General features: G+C 47.5%; 17 protein-coding genes and 1 other RNA gene. 6 read left to right on the top strand and 12 right to left on the bottom strand.

The features are described from left to right. Window positions 1-9 precede the first annotated feature (9 nt). The 3 genes from BMX22_RS00475 to ruvX are packed head-to-tail and all read left to right on the top strand — an operon-like array spanning window position 10 to window position 2,142. Window positions 10-780, top strand: a complete 771-nt coding sequence (locus tag BMX22_RS00475) for a dihydroorotate dehydrogenase electron transfer subunit (protein WP_074739970.1) — start codon at window positions 10-12, stop codon at window positions 778-780. Continuing rightward, on the top strand, window positions 780-1,691 hold the full coding sequence (locus tag BMX22_RS00480) for a dihydroorotate dehydrogenase (RefSeq protein WP_074739971.1): 912 nt from the start codon (window positions 780-782) through the stop codon (window positions 1,689-1,691). The genes BMX22_RS00475 and BMX22_RS00480 overlap by 1 nt, the downstream gene beginning before the upstream one ends. Window positions 1,692-1,695: 4 nt before the next feature. Beyond that, complete coding sequence (ruvX, locus tag BMX22_RS00485) at window positions 1,696-2,142, top strand: Holliday junction resolvase RuvX (protein ID WP_074739972.1); 447 nt, start codon at window positions 1,696-1,698, stop codon at window positions 2,140-2,142. A gap of 28 nt (window positions 2,143-2,170) precedes the next feature. Here ruvX and BMX22_RS16305 read toward each other — a convergent pair whose 3' ends face one another. Continuing rightward, window positions 2,171-2,344, bottom strand: a complete 174-nt coding sequence (locus BMX22_RS16305; protein WP_177172944.1) for a hypothetical protein — start codon at window positions 2,342-2,344, stop codon at window positions 2,171-2,173. Between the two features lie 81 nt (window positions 2,345-2,425). Here BMX22_RS16305 and BMX22_RS00495 point away from each other — a divergent pair, with 81 nt between their 5' ends. Together BMX22_RS00495 and BMX22_RS00500 are read left to right on the top strand one after the other, a co-directional pair. After that, window positions 2,426-2,923, top strand: a complete 498-nt coding sequence (locus tag BMX22_RS00495) for a tRNA (cytidine(34)-2'-O)-methyltransferase (RefSeq protein ID WP_074739974.1) — start codon at window positions 2,426-2,428, stop codon at window positions 2,921-2,923. A 13-nt stretch (window positions 2,924-2,936) separates the two neighbouring features. Beyond that, window positions 2,937-3,809, top strand: coding sequence for a DegV family protein (locus BMX22_RS00500; protein ID WP_074739975.1), 873 nt, complete (start codon window positions 2,937-2,939; stop codon window positions 3,807-3,809). 36 nt (window positions 3,810-3,845) lie between these two features. Here the strand turns inward: BMX22_RS00500 and ssrS are convergent. The 7 genes from ssrS to BMX22_RS15740 form a co-directional block, all read right to left on the bottom strand. Beyond that, window positions 3,846-4,030, bottom strand: a non-coding RNA gene (gene ssrS / locus BMX22_RS00505) — 6S RNA. A 70-nt stretch (window positions 4,031-4,100) separates the two neighbouring features. Continuing rightward, the gene (locus tag BMX22_RS00510; protein ID WP_074739976.1) at window positions 4,101-4,430 is read right to left on the bottom strand and encodes a DUF1292 domain-containing protein; all 330 of its coding nucleotides are present in this window, start codon (window positions 4,428-4,430) and stop codon (window positions 4,101-4,103) included. A gap of 862 nt (window positions 4,431-5,292) precedes the next feature. Then, on the bottom strand, window positions 5,293-6,564 hold the full coding sequence (locus BMX22_RS00515) for a replication-associated recombination protein A (RefSeq protein WP_074739977.1): 1,272 nt from the start codon (window positions 6,562-6,564) through the stop codon (window positions 5,293-5,295). Window position 6,565: 1 nt separating this feature from the next. Further along, the gene (locus BMX22_RS00520) at window positions 6,566-6,931 is read right to left on the bottom strand and encodes a hypothetical protein (protein ID WP_074739978.1); all 366 of its coding nucleotides are present in this window, start codon (window positions 6,929-6,931) and stop codon (window positions 6,566-6,568) included. Beyond that, entirely contained in the window at window positions 6,922-7,311 is a 390-nt protein-coding gene (locus BMX22_RS00525) for a hypothetical protein (protein WP_074739979.1), read from the bottom strand. Before BMX22_RS00525 ends, BMX22_RS00520 begins: the two co-directional genes overlap by 10 nt. Before the next feature lie 54 nt (window positions 7,312-7,365). Then, a complete protein-coding gene (gene glyA / locus BMX22_RS00530) occupies window positions 7,366-8,622 on the bottom strand; it encodes a serine hydroxymethyltransferase (protein WP_074739980.1) in 1,257 nt (418 codons plus the stop codon). Between the two features lie 92 nt (window positions 8,623-8,714). Then, the gene (locus BMX22_RS15740) at window positions 8,715-9,557 is read right to left on the bottom strand and encodes a dockerin type I domain-containing protein (protein WP_081349002.1); all 843 of its coding nucleotides are present in this window, start codon (window positions 9,555-9,557) and stop codon (window positions 8,715-8,717) included. A 76-nt stretch (window positions 9,558-9,633) separates the two neighbouring features. Here BMX22_RS15740 and BMX22_RS15995 point away from each other — a divergent pair, with 76 nt between their 5' ends. Further along, window positions 9,634-9,834: a hypothetical protein gene (locus BMX22_RS15995; RefSeq protein ID WP_143055448.1), complete on the top strand. Its 201-nt coding sequence runs from the start codon at window positions 9,634-9,636 to the stop codon at window positions 9,832-9,834. Window positions 9,835-9,868: 34 nt separating this feature from the next. Here BMX22_RS15995 and BMX22_RS00545 read toward each other — a convergent pair whose 3' ends face one another. Genes BMX22_RS00545 through aroA form a run of 4 tightly spaced genes read right to left on the bottom strand, consistent with a single transcriptional unit; the run spans window position 9,869 to window position 12,888 of the window. Then, window positions 9,869-10,048 (bottom strand): hypothetical protein, encoded by a 180-nt coding sequence (locus BMX22_RS00545; protein ID WP_074739982.1) that lies wholly within the window; start codon window positions 10,046-10,048, stop codon window positions 9,869-9,871. Then, window positions 10,029-10,625, bottom strand: coding sequence for a DUF4364 family protein (locus BMX22_RS00550; protein ID WP_074739983.1), 597 nt, complete (start codon window positions 10,623-10,625; stop codon window positions 10,029-10,031). The genes BMX22_RS00545 and BMX22_RS00550 overlap by 20 nt, the downstream gene beginning before the upstream one ends. 9 nt (window positions 10,626-10,634) lie before the next feature. Continuing rightward, window positions 10,635-11,681 carry a chorismate synthase gene (gene aroC, locus BMX22_RS00555; RefSeq protein ID WP_074739984.1) on the bottom strand — a complete coding sequence of 349 codons (1,047 nt, stop codon included), beginning with the start codon at window positions 11,679-11,681 and terminating at the stop codon, window positions 10,635-10,637. Then, a complete protein-coding gene (aroA, locus tag BMX22_RS00560) occupies window positions 11,662-12,888 on the bottom strand; it encodes a 3-phosphoshikimate 1-carboxyvinyltransferase (RefSeq protein ID WP_074739985.1) in 1,227 nt (408 codons plus the stop codon). The genes aroC and aroA overlap by 20 nt, the downstream gene beginning before the upstream one ends.

The following is a 12,888-nucleotide window of genomic DNA, read 5'->3' on the forward strand; positions in this document are numbered from 1 at the left end:
GGAGTAAAAATGAAATACACACAGGGTCAATACATAATAATCGAAAAAAAGGCTATAGCACGCGAGATCTACAGTTTCACAATAGCCTGCCCCGAAGTAGCGGAAGTCGCTTCGGCAGGTCAGTTCGTACACATCCGTGCTAACGGCTTCACGCTCCGCAGACCTATCTCGATCTGCGGCATAGACAAGGAAAAGGGCACTCTCCGAATAGTGTTTGAGATACGTGGAGAGGGAACAGCCGAGATAGCCAAACTCAACAAGGGGGACCTCGTTGATATGCTTGCTCCTCTCGGACACGGCTTTACTGTTGACGAGACGTTCCGCAAAGTAGTGCTCGTTGGAGGCGGTATCGGTACTCCTCCCATGCTGCCGCTTGCGAAGATATACGGCAAAAAGGCAACCGCAATAAGCGGATTCCGCAGCAGTGCGGCGGCTATCTTGCAGGACGATTTCAAGTCTGCGGGAGCGGAGACCATTCTTTGCACAGACGACGGCTCGGCAGGCATTCACGGCTTTGTGACTCAGCCTTTGACCGACATCGTAACGGCAGGCGGTATCGACATGGTATACGCCTGCGGACCTATGCCGATGCTCAAGGGTGTTGCGGCAATATGCAAGGAAAACGGTATACGCTGTGAGATTTCACTCGAGGAGCGAATGGCTTGCGGGATCGGAGCCTGTCTCGGATGTGCGTGCAGGACAGTTCGCAACGATGAAGAATATTTTGCTCACGTCTGCAAGGACGGTCCCGTATTCAAAGCAGAGGAGGTGCTCTGGTAATGGCGGATCTTTCAGTAAAAGTATGCGGTGTTGACTTCAAGAACCCTATCATTCCCGCGTCAGGCGTTTTCGGCTACGGACGCGAATATGAGGAGCTTTTTCCACTTGATAAGCTCGGCGGGATCGCCACAAAGGGTACAACGCTTCACTTGCGCACGGGCAATCTTGCGCCGCGAATCGCCGAGACTCCCGCAGGTATGCTCAATTCCGTGGGACTCCAGAATCCGGGAATCGACCACTTCATCGAGACGGAGCTTCCTTATCTTTTGACGAAAGATCTTGTAGTCCTTGCGAATATAGCAGGCTCGACGCCCGATGAATGTGCAGAAGTAGCCGCAAAGCTCGAATCGACCAATGTTCATATGATAGAGCTGAACATCTCCTGTCCCAACGTAAAGCAGGGCGGAGCGGCGTTCGGCACGAGCTGTGACATGGCGGCTGAGGTAACGCGTAAGGTTAGAGCAGCTACAACCAAACCGCTCGTAGTCAAGCTGTCGCCCAACGTCACGAGCATCGCCGACATCGCAAAGTCGGTCGAAGCGGCGGGTGCGGACGCGGTATCACTGATAAATACACTTCTCGGTATGAGGATAGACATAAACACGGGACGCCCGATACTTCATAACAATGTCGGAGGCATGAGTGGTCCTGCGGTGTTCCCGATAGCTGTCCGTATGGTATGGCAGGTCGCAAATGCTGTAAAGATACCGGTCATCGGTATGGGCGGAGTTTCATCGGGACGCGACGCTATCGAGCTGATGATGGCGGGTGCCTCCGCAGTACAGGTCGGAGCCGCTATCTTCACTGACCCGTATGCTCCGATACGAATTGTCGAGGAGATGAATGAATGGCTCGACAGCAAGGGTATCAAGTCGGTTAAGGATATTATCGGTACTGTCAAGCCGTGGTGAGAATATGATAATAATGTCAGTCGATTTCGGAGACTCCCGAACAGGTATAGCTGTCTGCGGCAAGAGTGAGCTCATCGCTTCACCCGTGACAGTAATACAGGAGAAGTACTTCGAGAAATGTATAGAAAAGACCGCTGCTCTTGCAAAGGAGCAGCACGCGGAGGAGATAGTCGTCGGCTACCCGAAGAATATGAACGGTACGATAGGGGAGAGGTGCGAGAAATGCACCCTTTTTGCGCAGAAGCTTGAGGCTATGACCGGTATCCCCACCAAGCTCTGGGACGAGCGCTGCACGACCGTTTCTGCACATAACTTCCTGAATGAAACAAACACTCGGGGCAAAAAGCGCAAGGCAGTCATCGACGCCGTTGCCGCAGTTATAATCCTTGAAAGTTACCTTGCTTTCAGACGCAACAGCAAGTATCAGCCGAATCAGCCCGACCAAAACTAAAGGGCGGATACGATCCGCCCGATAGTGATTATGAGAATACGGACGTAATGTCCTGTATCAGGTTCTCGGCAGCGCGCATAGTTTTTGTGGCGTCGCGTTTTATACTGTGCTTTTTCATTGGGCTCGCCGATGAGAGTGCGTAGTAAGCAAGACCTACGGCAGCACCCGCACCCATCCCCTTCATAATAGCCTTCATATTCATAATTTCAGTCCTTTCATTTGCTGCAAAAGCAGCTGTATCTATTTTATGATACTGAACATTCTTTATTCGTGAGGCACAAAAATGCATGAACTTAACATCGTCCTTGTAGAACCTCAGATACCGCAGAACACTGGGAACATCTCACGCACCTGTGCCGTTACGGGCGCTAAGCTGCACCTTGTCAGACCGCTCGGCTTCGAGGTCACGGACAAGCATCTCAAGCGTGCTGGACTTGACTACTGGGATAAGCTTGATATAGCTTATTATGACAGCCTCGCTGACTTTTTTGCGCGTAATCCCAACGGTAATTTTTTCTATTTTACAACTAAGGGACGTAAAGTACACAGCGAGCAGGAATATCCGGATAACTGCTTCCTCGTATTTGGACGTGAGGACATGGGACTCCCCGAGGAGCTCCTGCATGACAATCCCGATTCGTGCATACGCATACCTATGAGAAACGAGCTAAGAAGCCTGAATCTGTCGAATTCTGTGGCTATAGCGTTATATGAAGTACTAAGAAAATGGGACTATCCCGACCTCTCGCGGGAGGGGAAGCTCACAAAATATACATGGTAAAGGAGAATCAGATATGGCAAAAATAGCGATACTTACCGACAGCTGCTGCGATCTCCCGAAAGAAGTTGTCGCCGAGCTTGGTATTCACGTGATACCCATTGAGCTGAAAATAAACGGTAAAATATACAAGGATACAGAAAGATCTCCCGAGGAATTCTACCGCATGATGAGTATATCGGAGGATACTCCGCGTCATATCCCTGTTTCAGAGGATACGTTCGTTCAGTATTACTCCAAGCTCTATAAGAGCGGGTGTACTGATATCATATGTGTTTCCATGAGCAGTCTTGCTTCAAAGACGTATGATAATGCTGTTTCTGCAAACAAGCGCTTTTTTAAAGAAAACAATGAAGCAAACGGGAAACTCCGTATATTTAATCTTGATTCCAGGTGCTATTCACTCTTTTACGGGTATCCGGTAATGAAGGCGGCAAAGAAGGCACTCCGCGGAGCTTCGGCAGATGCACTTGTTGCATATATACAGGACTGGTTCAATGTCGGAGGAGGATATGTTGTGCCGTATACACTCAAATTCGCACGCAGATCGGGCAGCATTGATGAAACACGTGCATTTGCGGGTGAACTTCTTGGAATGCGGCCGATCATCGAATTTGCAGACGGAAACGCGATCACTGCCGAGAAGATACGCGGAGTGAAGAATATCGTACCAAAGCTGCTTGAACACGTTGAAAAGAAGATGACTCCGCAGACTCCTTATGTACTCGTATACGGCAGCGAGGTGGCTCCTATAAAGGAAATAGAGCGCGAACTCACTAAGCACTCGGGACGGAAGCCTGAGATGATAGCACGTATCGGCGGAGTTACTGCTTCGAGTATAGGTCCTGATCTCGTAGGGATAATGATCAGACGCAAGACAGATGTATGAAAAAAGCGGCAAATCGAGAGATTTGCCGCCGTTTTTTTCGGATCCGCCTTGCCGTGATATAGCGAATAAAACCCGCACTAAGCAGGTGGGTAAACGCCCGAGTGCTTCTCGCTCCCTTCGTCCGCAAGCGGGAGGTCTGCAGTCCACACACGGAGCTGAATTCCCTTATAAAATGTGTTGGATTATAAAAAACTATATTTTCTCGAACAAGGCAGAAATTCTTTTGCTATGTATATTATATCATACGTGTTTCAAAAAATCAATACCTTTTTTATGAAAAGTTGAGGAAAATTATTCGTCAGCCTCAATTTCATTCTCGTCATCATCGTCAAAGGCATTGAGAGCCTCTTCCATACGTTCAAGGAAAAAAGCGGAAACGACTTCAAATTCGTCGTCGTCATCTATTGAGGCGAGTATCTCCTCGCCGTTCTCATCAATGGATTTTAGTATTACGAGGTCGCAGTCAGCATTGAGGAAGTCCTCGTCCTCCACTGCCGGGAGCATTGCGTAATACTGCTCGCCTCGTATCTCGGCAGCATCAATGAGCTCAAACTGCTTTTTGTTACCGTCCTGATCAATAAGCTCGAAAAGCTCAGGTGTGTATTCGTTCATTTCAGACATGGTTATCTCCGTTCCGGCTTTCGCCTGTTTGATATAAATATTATACACTATATAGTATATTATTTCAAGTGGAAAATAAAAACTTCACAGTATTTAGTCAGAATGATGATGTGGAACACAATGTTTTGTGCAAATATACAAAATGTATCATAAAATTTGAAAAACTTGAAGAAATCTATTGACTTTCTACAACGAGTATGGTAATATATAATCAAGGAAAGGGAATGACCCGAAAGGGTCACTACCAAGCCGAATCTACTTGGTCTGAGGGTTTCCTCAATGTGGATTATTAATGGCTGGAAGGAGCGTGAGTCCAATGGAAGTAAGTATAGGATCACAGCGTGAAGCCGGCGGGCTCGCTGAGTGATCGGTATTCTGAAAGAGGGAATATAGGTCCTTGAGACTTGTTCCATAGTTTTGAAGCTACAAATCATTGCCGAGCACAACGCGGACGCATTGCTGAAAGAGAAATACGGCTTCAGGCTTACTCGATTTGGATACAGGTTATCCTGAAACTTCGACGATAAGTCTTTAGATATATTGTCAAGAATCTTATTGTAAAGGTTGAGTCCAATGAGAAGTTGAATTTTAGCCGATAGGCTATCTATACGGACTGTTTTAAACGTCCTCAAAAAATCTTCTGGAGGTATAGTCCAATGGAGTGACAGCTTAACACTGCTTGATTACAAATTAAGATCTTGATTCTTCAATGAAGGAATGATGTTCTATGAAAATGAGGTATTCATTCAAGATTTAGACTGAAGGAGTGAGTCCAACAGGTAATTTAGCTAAGTGATGAAAGTCGCTTAAAATGACAACTGAATAATACATAGCCCCGAAGGTCTCTCGGGGCTTTTTGTTGCTATTTAAGTTTTTCAAGTAACATTTTCCTGTATTGCAGAGCGGCTTGTTCCTGTTTGTTATCTCCGAATTCGTAGTAAACTCGGTCTTTGAGCGCATCGGGCAGATACTGCTGAGCGACATAATGATTCGGAAAATCGTGTGGGTAAAGATAGTGCTGACCAACTACAGCTGCTCCCTTGCCGTCGAAGTGTTTGTTCTGAAGGTGCCGAGGAAAGTCGAGAGCATCCGAGGATTCAACATCAGCTAAAGCCGCGTCTATCGCCAAACACGCGCTGTTAGATTTCGGAGCAGTCGCCATAAGTATTATTGCTTCTGCTATTGGAAGCTTTGCTTCGGGAAGTCCGAGTTGAAGAGCCGAATCTACGCAAGCCTTGACTATCGGAACAGCCATAGGGTAGGCGAGACCCACATCTTCGCTCGCTATACAGAGCATACGTCTGCACAGTGAGATAATATCTCCGGCAGCGATAAGGCGAGCGGCATAGTGAAGAGCAGCATTTTCGTCCGAGCCGCGCACAGATTTATGGAAAGCAGAAAGGATATCATAGTGTTGGTCACCGTCGCGGTCGTAGCGCATATTGCTTCGCTGAGCAAGTATATCAAGCGAATCCTCGGTGATAACGACCTTACCGTCCGAGATATTACCGCACATTACAGCAAGTTCGGCTGTATTTATAGCTTTACGGACATCGCCTCCGCAGCTGAAAGCTATCTTCTCAACCAGTTCGTCCGTGATATCGACTTCGCAGCCGTTTTCTTCTGCGAGAGCTGCAAAAGCGCGGTGTATTGCGGGTTTGAGCTGTTCAGCAGTCACAGGCTTGAATTCAAAAACAGTGCTTCGGCTTATAACGGCATTGAAGATCGCAAAGTATGGATTCTCGGTCGTAGACGCGATAAGTGTGATATCACCGTTTTCTATGTATTCGAGCAGGCTCTGCTGCTGTTTTTTGTTAAGGTACTGTATCTCGTCGAGATAGAGGAGAATACCGTTTTCGGAGCCGAATGTGCCTATATCGGCGACCACATCTTTGATATCGGACAGCGAGGCGTTAGTACCGTTGAGTTTGTATAGAGACATACCGCAGTTTTCGGCTATGATTCGGGCAACAGTTGTCTTTCCAACACCTGACGGACCGTAAAAAATCATATTCGGGACTTTTCCGCTTTCTATTATTCGGCGGAGCGGCTTGCCTTCACCGAGGATATGCTCTTGTCCAACGACGTCGGCAAGTGACTTTGGACGTATCTTATCAGCTAAAGGTGCAGACATATCAGTCGTCCTCCTTACGTGAGATTTTCCAGTAATATCGGCGATTTGAGGCAGGGAAGTCATCCATAACACCATGTTCGGGATCGTAGAACGTTCCGTCGCAGAACAGTGACCAGTGCCAGCAGCGCGGCGTCTCCAGGCTGAGCATACACAGCGGCGGGAGCTCCACCTTGTCCGTGACCTGCACACGCTCATCCGAGACTGTAAATCCGTTCCCGCGCAGGACTTGCTTCATCTCGGCGAGAGTAGTCTCGCGGTCGTTGCCGAGCATGGAGCAGATGCGCTCTGGAGTAGTGCCCAGTATCATTGCAAGTACAGCCTGACCGCACTGGAGGTCGGTCGGCTCGTGTATATATTTTATTTCCATAGTATCAACCCATAGATCAACAGTGAGATATAGCCGAGTAAGGGCGTCAGAGCGATGTAGACCGCGAGTGATATCAAGATAGTCGTTGCCTTCTTTTCAAGAGAGCGGATACGTCTGAACCATTTGCAGGCGAAGAAAGCATTAAGCATAAGGCACACGAATGCAATAAAGCCAAATAGTATGACGCTGTCCATGAAGTCAGGGTCAACGGGCATTCCTGTCACATCATCAATATTCGATGAACGCATCAGCGTACCGATACAGGACAGCAAAAAAATCAGGAAATTACCTGATGCCAGACTGCACATCACGGAATTGAAATACGCATAGGTTTTGTTTTCAGAAGCCGTTATTTCTTTCTGAATATCACACTCTGTCATAAATTCCTCCATAAAAACAGGGACGGACAGCTTGTCCGTCCCTTTGTTCTGTTCTTACTTGTAGAGGGGGAACTTCTCGCAGATAGCGTTTACGCCTGCACGTATTTCGTCAGCCTTGTTCTCGAAATCTGTAGCACAGAGGTAGATGTACTCAGCGATCTTCTCCATTTCCTCAACACCGAGACCTCTTGTAGTAACAGCAGGAGTACCGATACGGATACCGCTTGTTACGAAAGGCTTCTCGGGATCGTTATGGATAGCGTTCTTATTTACTGTGATGTAGACCTCATCAAGTCTGTGCTCGAGCTCCTTACCGGTGATGTTGAAGGGGCGGAGGTCAACGAGCATGAGGTGATTGTCAGTACCGCCTGAAACGAGGTTGAAGCCTCTCTTGAGAAGACCTTCGGAGAGAGCCTTTGCATTCTCAACGATACGCTTCTGGTAGTCTTTGAACTCGGGCTTGAGAGCCTCACCGAAGCAAACAGCCTTAGCAGCAATAGTATGCATCAGAGGACCGCCCTGTGTGCCGGGGAATATAGCAGAGTTTATCTTCTTAGCGAGGAATTCGTTGTTTGTGAGGATAAGTCCGCCTCTGGGTCCACGAAGAGTTTTGTGAGTAGTTGTGGTAACAATGTCAGCGTAGGGGACAGGGGACTCGTGGCAGCCTGCTGCAACAAGACCTGCAATGTGAGCCATATCTACCATGAGGAGAGCGCCGACTGCTCTTGCTATCTCGGAGAGACGCTTGAAGTCTAGAGCGCGGGGATAAGCAGAAGCTCCTGCAACGATAAGACGGGGCTTGTGCTTGTTAGCGAGCTTGTATACCTCATCATAGTTTATTGTTTCTGTCTCGTCGTCGAGACCGTAGGAAACGAAGTTGAAGTATTTACCCGAAAGGTTAACGGGTGAACCGTGTGTGAGATGACCACCGTCCGCAAGGCTCATACCGAGGACGGTGTCACCGGGCTGTAAAACAGCAAAGTAAGCAGCTGTGTTAGCCTGAGCGCCTGAATGGGGCTGAACGTTTGCGTACTTGGCACCGAAAAGCTCGCAAGCACGCTGGATAGCGATAGCCTCGACCTCGTCTACACACTGGCAGCCGCCGTAGTAGCGCTTTCCGGGGTAACCCTCAGCATACTTGTTAGTGAGGACGCTTCCCATAGCAGCCATAACAGCAGGGGAAACTATATTTTCGCTTGCGATGAGCTCGAGATTTCTCTGCTGACGAGCAAGCTCCTTGCCCATAGCCTCACCTACGGCAGGGTCATACTTTGAAACGAATCCGATAGAATCCATAAGGTCGTTATACATTATCATCATTCTCCTTAATAATAGTTGCAAAAAGCATTACAAAATCATTATACATCATTTTCTGATGTATTGCAATAGAAAAAACAAAAAAATCACAATTTTTGTTTCCCTGCGAGCATTTTGTCCCAGTTGGTGTCATTTCCTGTAGATGCTGCTGCGTAGTAGACCATTACAATAGTTGCATCATTGGAATCGACCATACCGTCTTTATTAACGTCAGCGCGCTGCTGCTGACCGTCCTTATAAACGGGAGTTTTGCCTGTAGAAGCGAAAGAGTAGAACATGAGTATCTGTGAAGCATCAGAGGCGTTTACAGAGCCGTTCATATCGGCGTCACCTATTTCAGGAAAGAAGTTTATATCGTAGGATAGTATCTCTTTTTCACTGTCTATGGGGTAAACTTTTACGTTTGCCGTATTTCCGTTTACAAATGCTTCACTGAGCGTAGCAGGAATCGCCGTACATTTGGATTCTATACCTATTACTTCTTTGGCTATCTTGAATTTTCCCTGCTTATCCTTTTCGGGGAGTTGTTTTTCGGCAGTGATAGTAACTTTTAATCCGTTGAGGTCAATATTTCCGTCTTTGGAGTAATACTCTGTTTTTTTAGGCTTGTCGTCAAGTGATATCGTCATCTTTTTGTATAGCGCATAAACAGCTGTATCAGATGTTATCTTTTCGGGATATGTGCTCCACGAATCGAAACCTATTTGTGTGTATACGTCAAGGTGCTTTTCGAGCTTGGTAGTGTCTACTCCGTTCAGGTCAAGGACAGCTCCGTCATTAACAGATATGGTAGTCATGATATTGCCGTCAAAGTCGTAGACGGTCACCGTATGAGATGATGTTTCTGCGGCACTGGCTGTAGTAAACGCTCCTACAGAGTGCAAAACAGCCGCTGACAAAAGCAAAGACAGCGCTTTTCTCTTAATCATCGTTTAACTCCTTTCTTCCTCTGAAAAAGAAAAGGCGACAGCTATGCAAAAGCTTTGACGCCAGCTCGGTATATTTTTGATAGGGAACACATCTGCACATAAGGTCCGCGGAAATGAGCGTACTTCTAACATCGTCGTATTCAAGAACAGCATAAATCACGACCTTGTCGCAGGTCAGTTCTTCGGCAAGTTCGAGTGCTTCCTCGCGGCATTCTTCTATTCTTTCATCGACCTCATACGACTGTATAAAAGCAATGAAGTGCGAATCCTCGTATAGCGCTGTATCTCGATGCAAACCGTCAGTCATTATTCTATTCAGCAGATTTATGTCCATCTATCTTCCGCACTCCTTTTGATTTTTTTATGCGAAGCTTGAATGTCAGATAGCCGGTGGCAGCTGATACAGCGATAAAAACGCCAACAAGAATCAGAACAAAAAGCCATGTTGGCAGAGGAAGTGAAGCAATCGAATTAATTATCGCTGAGGTCATAAGGGTCCTCCTCGTTGGAGAGTGCAAGCTCGATGACCTTACCATAGAAGCCGGCAGGATTGAGCATTATTTTTTCGCCGATAAGCTTAGCCTGTCCCATATCGGGAGCAAAAAGCTTAAGGTCCATAAGGTCGTTTTTTGCGTCAAGGCAGCGAACACGCGTGTATACGCCGCCGCTCTCAAGCGGGATATATTCTATCTTTATCTCCTGCTCATATTTAAGACGTGCAAAATAGCGAAGAGCTGCAAGTACGAGTTTATCCCTATACGCTTTAGGAGCGTATTTTTTCAGTTCTCTGGCACATACAGTGCCCTTTGGCTGGAGCACATAGCAGTTGACGCCCTTATCATCCTGCTCCTCGGTAATGAGACCATTGGTGAGAAGGTAGTCGATAGAGTCCTGATAATAGAAATAATTGATAACGCCGGTATTAATGACGATGTCGTAGAGGTGTTCTACGCCTACAGGTTTGCCTATCTTATAGATGAGGTAGCAGATAAGGATATTCAGCGTAGGGACATCCTTTATCTCGGTGTCCGCCTTTTCCGACATTTTGAAGATGTTTTCGTCATGCATGATATCACCTCAGCAGAAGCTCGGAAAATCGAGCATATTCGAGAGAAGAGCGATATTAACGGCAGCTTCAACACATGGAACAGCCTTGGGGACGATACAGGTATCCTCAAGACCGCCGCTGCCTTCATTCTGAACAGGCTTGAATGCAACATTGAGTATGATAGGCATACCCGATGATATTCCACCGAGAATACCGCCGTGATTGTTTGTGCGTGTTACAACATGACCGTGCTCGTCCATATAAAAGTCGTCACTGCTCTGACTTCCGACCATTTTTGCGGTACTGAATCCAGCACCGAATTCAAGACCTTTCACAGAGGGGATACCGAATACGAGCTGAGCGATATTATTCTCAAGACCGTCAAATATCGGCGAGCCGACACCCGCAGGGACATTCACTGCGGCGCACTCTATAATGCCGCCGAGGGATTCGCCCGCTCCAAATGCCTTTGCGATATCCTCGAGCATGAGCCAGCCCTTGCGGTCGTTTATGACGGGGAAGTCCTTGTATCTGACGCTTATTACAGCATCGCGGTCGAGCTTGACCTTATCATAGGGATTGTCCTTGATATTGTGTATCTGAGCGATGTGAGCTCCTGTAAAGATGCCGCGGCGTTCGAGTATCTGAGCGCATACAGCACCCGCAAAGCAGAGAGGGGCTGTGAGCTTTTCAGCACGTGAACTCTTGTCCATTACGTCGTTATAGCCGCGGTAGCGTACAGTGCCCGTATAGTCGGCATTGCCTGCACGCATGAGCTTTGAAGCATCGTCTCTTTTTTCTTCGCGCGGACGCCTGTCTGCATTTTGAATGAACGCACACAGAGGACTGCCTGTTGTACGGTCGCCTGTAACGCCCGACATGATCCGGGGCAGGGGAGTTCTTCGCGAATTCCCATCCTTGTATGAATTGGGAGTTCTTCTGTCCATATAGCGGCGGATTTCCTCGGGGTCGATGAATTCGCCTGCGGGAAGACCGTCTATCGTTACACCAATTGCAGGTCCTTCGGCTTCACCGAAGAATGATATGGAGATCCTGTTATTCCAGATCGATGACATTTGCTATTCCTCCAAGTAAAGTGTAATCTCTGAAGAAGTCGGGGTATGATTTTTCAGCAGCTTCTGCACCGTGGATAACGACATCGTCTGTAGCTCCGAGAGCTGCAATGGCAGCTGCCATAACTATCCTGTGGTCGCCGAAGCTGTCTATCTCGCCGCCGTGGAGCCGTCCTGTAGGTTCGATAATGAGTCCGTCGGAAGTAACGGTCACATTACCGCCGAGTTTGCCGAGCATATCCGCACACGCAGCAAGGCGGTCACTTTCCTTGATACGAAGTCTCTCGGCATTATAGATGACGGAGCGCTGCCTGCCGTATGCTCCGAGGACTGAAAGGATGGGCACGAGGTCGGGAATATCGGAGCAATCCTCTTCAAATCCGATTATTTCAGCATTTTTACAGGCTCGCGAAATAATATCAATAATTCGTTTATCCCCCTGAACACTGTCTGGGAGAAGATTATTCATCATTACACCCGAGCCGATAGCATTAGCAACATAGTAGAAAGCCGCCTGTGAATAGTCACCTTCTACCATTTCATCGTGCGGGATATATCGTTGATTGCCTTTTACAAAAAAAACATTTTCGTTTTCAGTGATCTCAATACCAAAACGTTTTAGTATATTGAGCGTGATATCAACATACGGACGAGACTCAAGGTGCGAAGTCAGAATTATCTCTGAGTCTTTTTCTGCAAGCGGCAGTGCGAAGAGGAGTCCTGTAATGAACTGTGAGGACAAATTTCCCTCTATCTCGAATCTTCCGCCCTCAAGCCTGCCTGTAAGTGCATATGGCATAGTCTCGGAGATAAAGCGCACACCGTTTTTGCTTAGTTCACGCTTATAGATGTCGATAGGACGTTCCGGAAGTCTGCCTTTGCCATGAAAAACGGAGTGGACTCCGAGCGCTGCGGCGACAGGCATAATGAATCGCAGCGTAGAGCCGCTTTCGTTGCAGTCAATGTCCGCATCCGAAGGTATATCGGTAATACCGTGTACTGTAATACTGTTGCCGTCAATCTCAAAAGAAGCTCCGAGAGCGGTCATAGCATCAATTGTAGCTTCTATATCCTTTGAAAAAGTAATGCCGCTGATATGCGATACGCCGCAGCAGAGAGCCGCACATATGAGCGCACGGTGAGCACAGCTTTTGGAGGAAGGTATATCTACAGTTCCTGCAAGACGTGAAGGACTAATACGAATATCCAT

The organism is Ruminococcus sp. YRD2003 (genome assembly GCA_900109435.1).
Taxonomy (GTDB): Bacteria; Bacillota; Clostridia; order Oscillospirales; family Ruminococcaceae; genus Ruminococcus; species Ruminococcus flavefaciens_G.

Bases quoted from the DNA above. Each gene is read 5' to 3' on its own strand.
- BMX22_RS00475 (WP_074739970.1), top strand. From the start codon at position 10: ATGAAATACACACAGGGTCAATACATAATAATCGAAAAAAAGGCTATA.
- BMX22_RS00480 (WP_074739971.1), top strand. From the start codon at position 780: ATGGCGGATCTTTCAGTAAAAGTATGCGGTGTTGACTTCAAGAACCCT.
- ruvX (WP_074739972.1), top strand. From the start codon at position 1,696: ATGATAATAATGTCAGTCGATTTCGGAGACTCCCGAACAGGTATAGCT.
- BMX22_RS16305 (WP_177172944.1), bottom strand. From the start codon at position 2,344: ATGAATATGAAGGCTATTATGAAGGGGATGGGTGCGGGTGCTGCCGTA.
- BMX22_RS00495 (WP_074739974.1), top strand. From the start codon at position 2,426: ATGCATGAACTTAACATCGTCCTTGTAGAACCTCAGATACCGCAGAAC.
- BMX22_RS00500 (WP_074739975.1), top strand. From the start codon at position 2,937: ATGGCAAAAATAGCGATACTTACCGACAGCTGCTGCGATCTCCCGAAA.
- BMX22_RS00510 (WP_074739976.1), bottom strand. From the start codon at position 4,430: ATGTCTGAAATGAACGAATACACACCTGAGCTTTTCGAGCTTATTGAT.
- BMX22_RS00515 (WP_074739977.1), bottom strand. From the start codon at position 6,564: ATGTCTGCACCTTTAGCTGATAAGATACGTCCAAAGTCACTTGCCGAC.
- BMX22_RS00520 (WP_074739978.1), bottom strand. From the start codon at position 6,931: ATGGAAATAAAATATATACACGAGCCGACCGACCTCCAGTGCGGTCAG.
- BMX22_RS00525 (WP_074739979.1), bottom strand. From the start codon at position 7,311: ATGACAGAGTGTGATATTCAGAAAGAAATAACGGCTTCTGAAAACAAA.
- glyA (WP_074739980.1), bottom strand. From the start codon at position 8,622: ATGTATAACGACCTTATGGATTCTATCGGATTCGTTTCAAAGTATGAC.
- BMX22_RS15740 (WP_081349002.1), bottom strand. From the start codon at position 9,557: ATGATTAAGAGAAAAGCGCTGTCTTTGCTTTTGTCAGCGGCTGTTTTG.
- BMX22_RS00545 (WP_074739982.1), bottom strand. From the start codon at position 10,048: ATGACCTCAGCGATAATTAATTCGATTGCTTCACTTCCTCTGCCAACA.
- BMX22_RS00550 (WP_074739983.1), bottom strand. From the start codon at position 10,625: ATGCATGACGAAAACATCTTCAAAATGTCGGAAAAGGCGGACACCGAG.
- aroC (WP_074739984.1), bottom strand. From the start codon at position 11,681: ATGTCATCGATCTGGAATAACAGGATCTCCATATCATTCTTCGGTGAA.
- aroA (WP_074739985.1), bottom strand. From the start codon at position 12,888: ATGGATATTCGTATTAGTCCTTCACGTCTTGCAGGAACTGTAGATATA.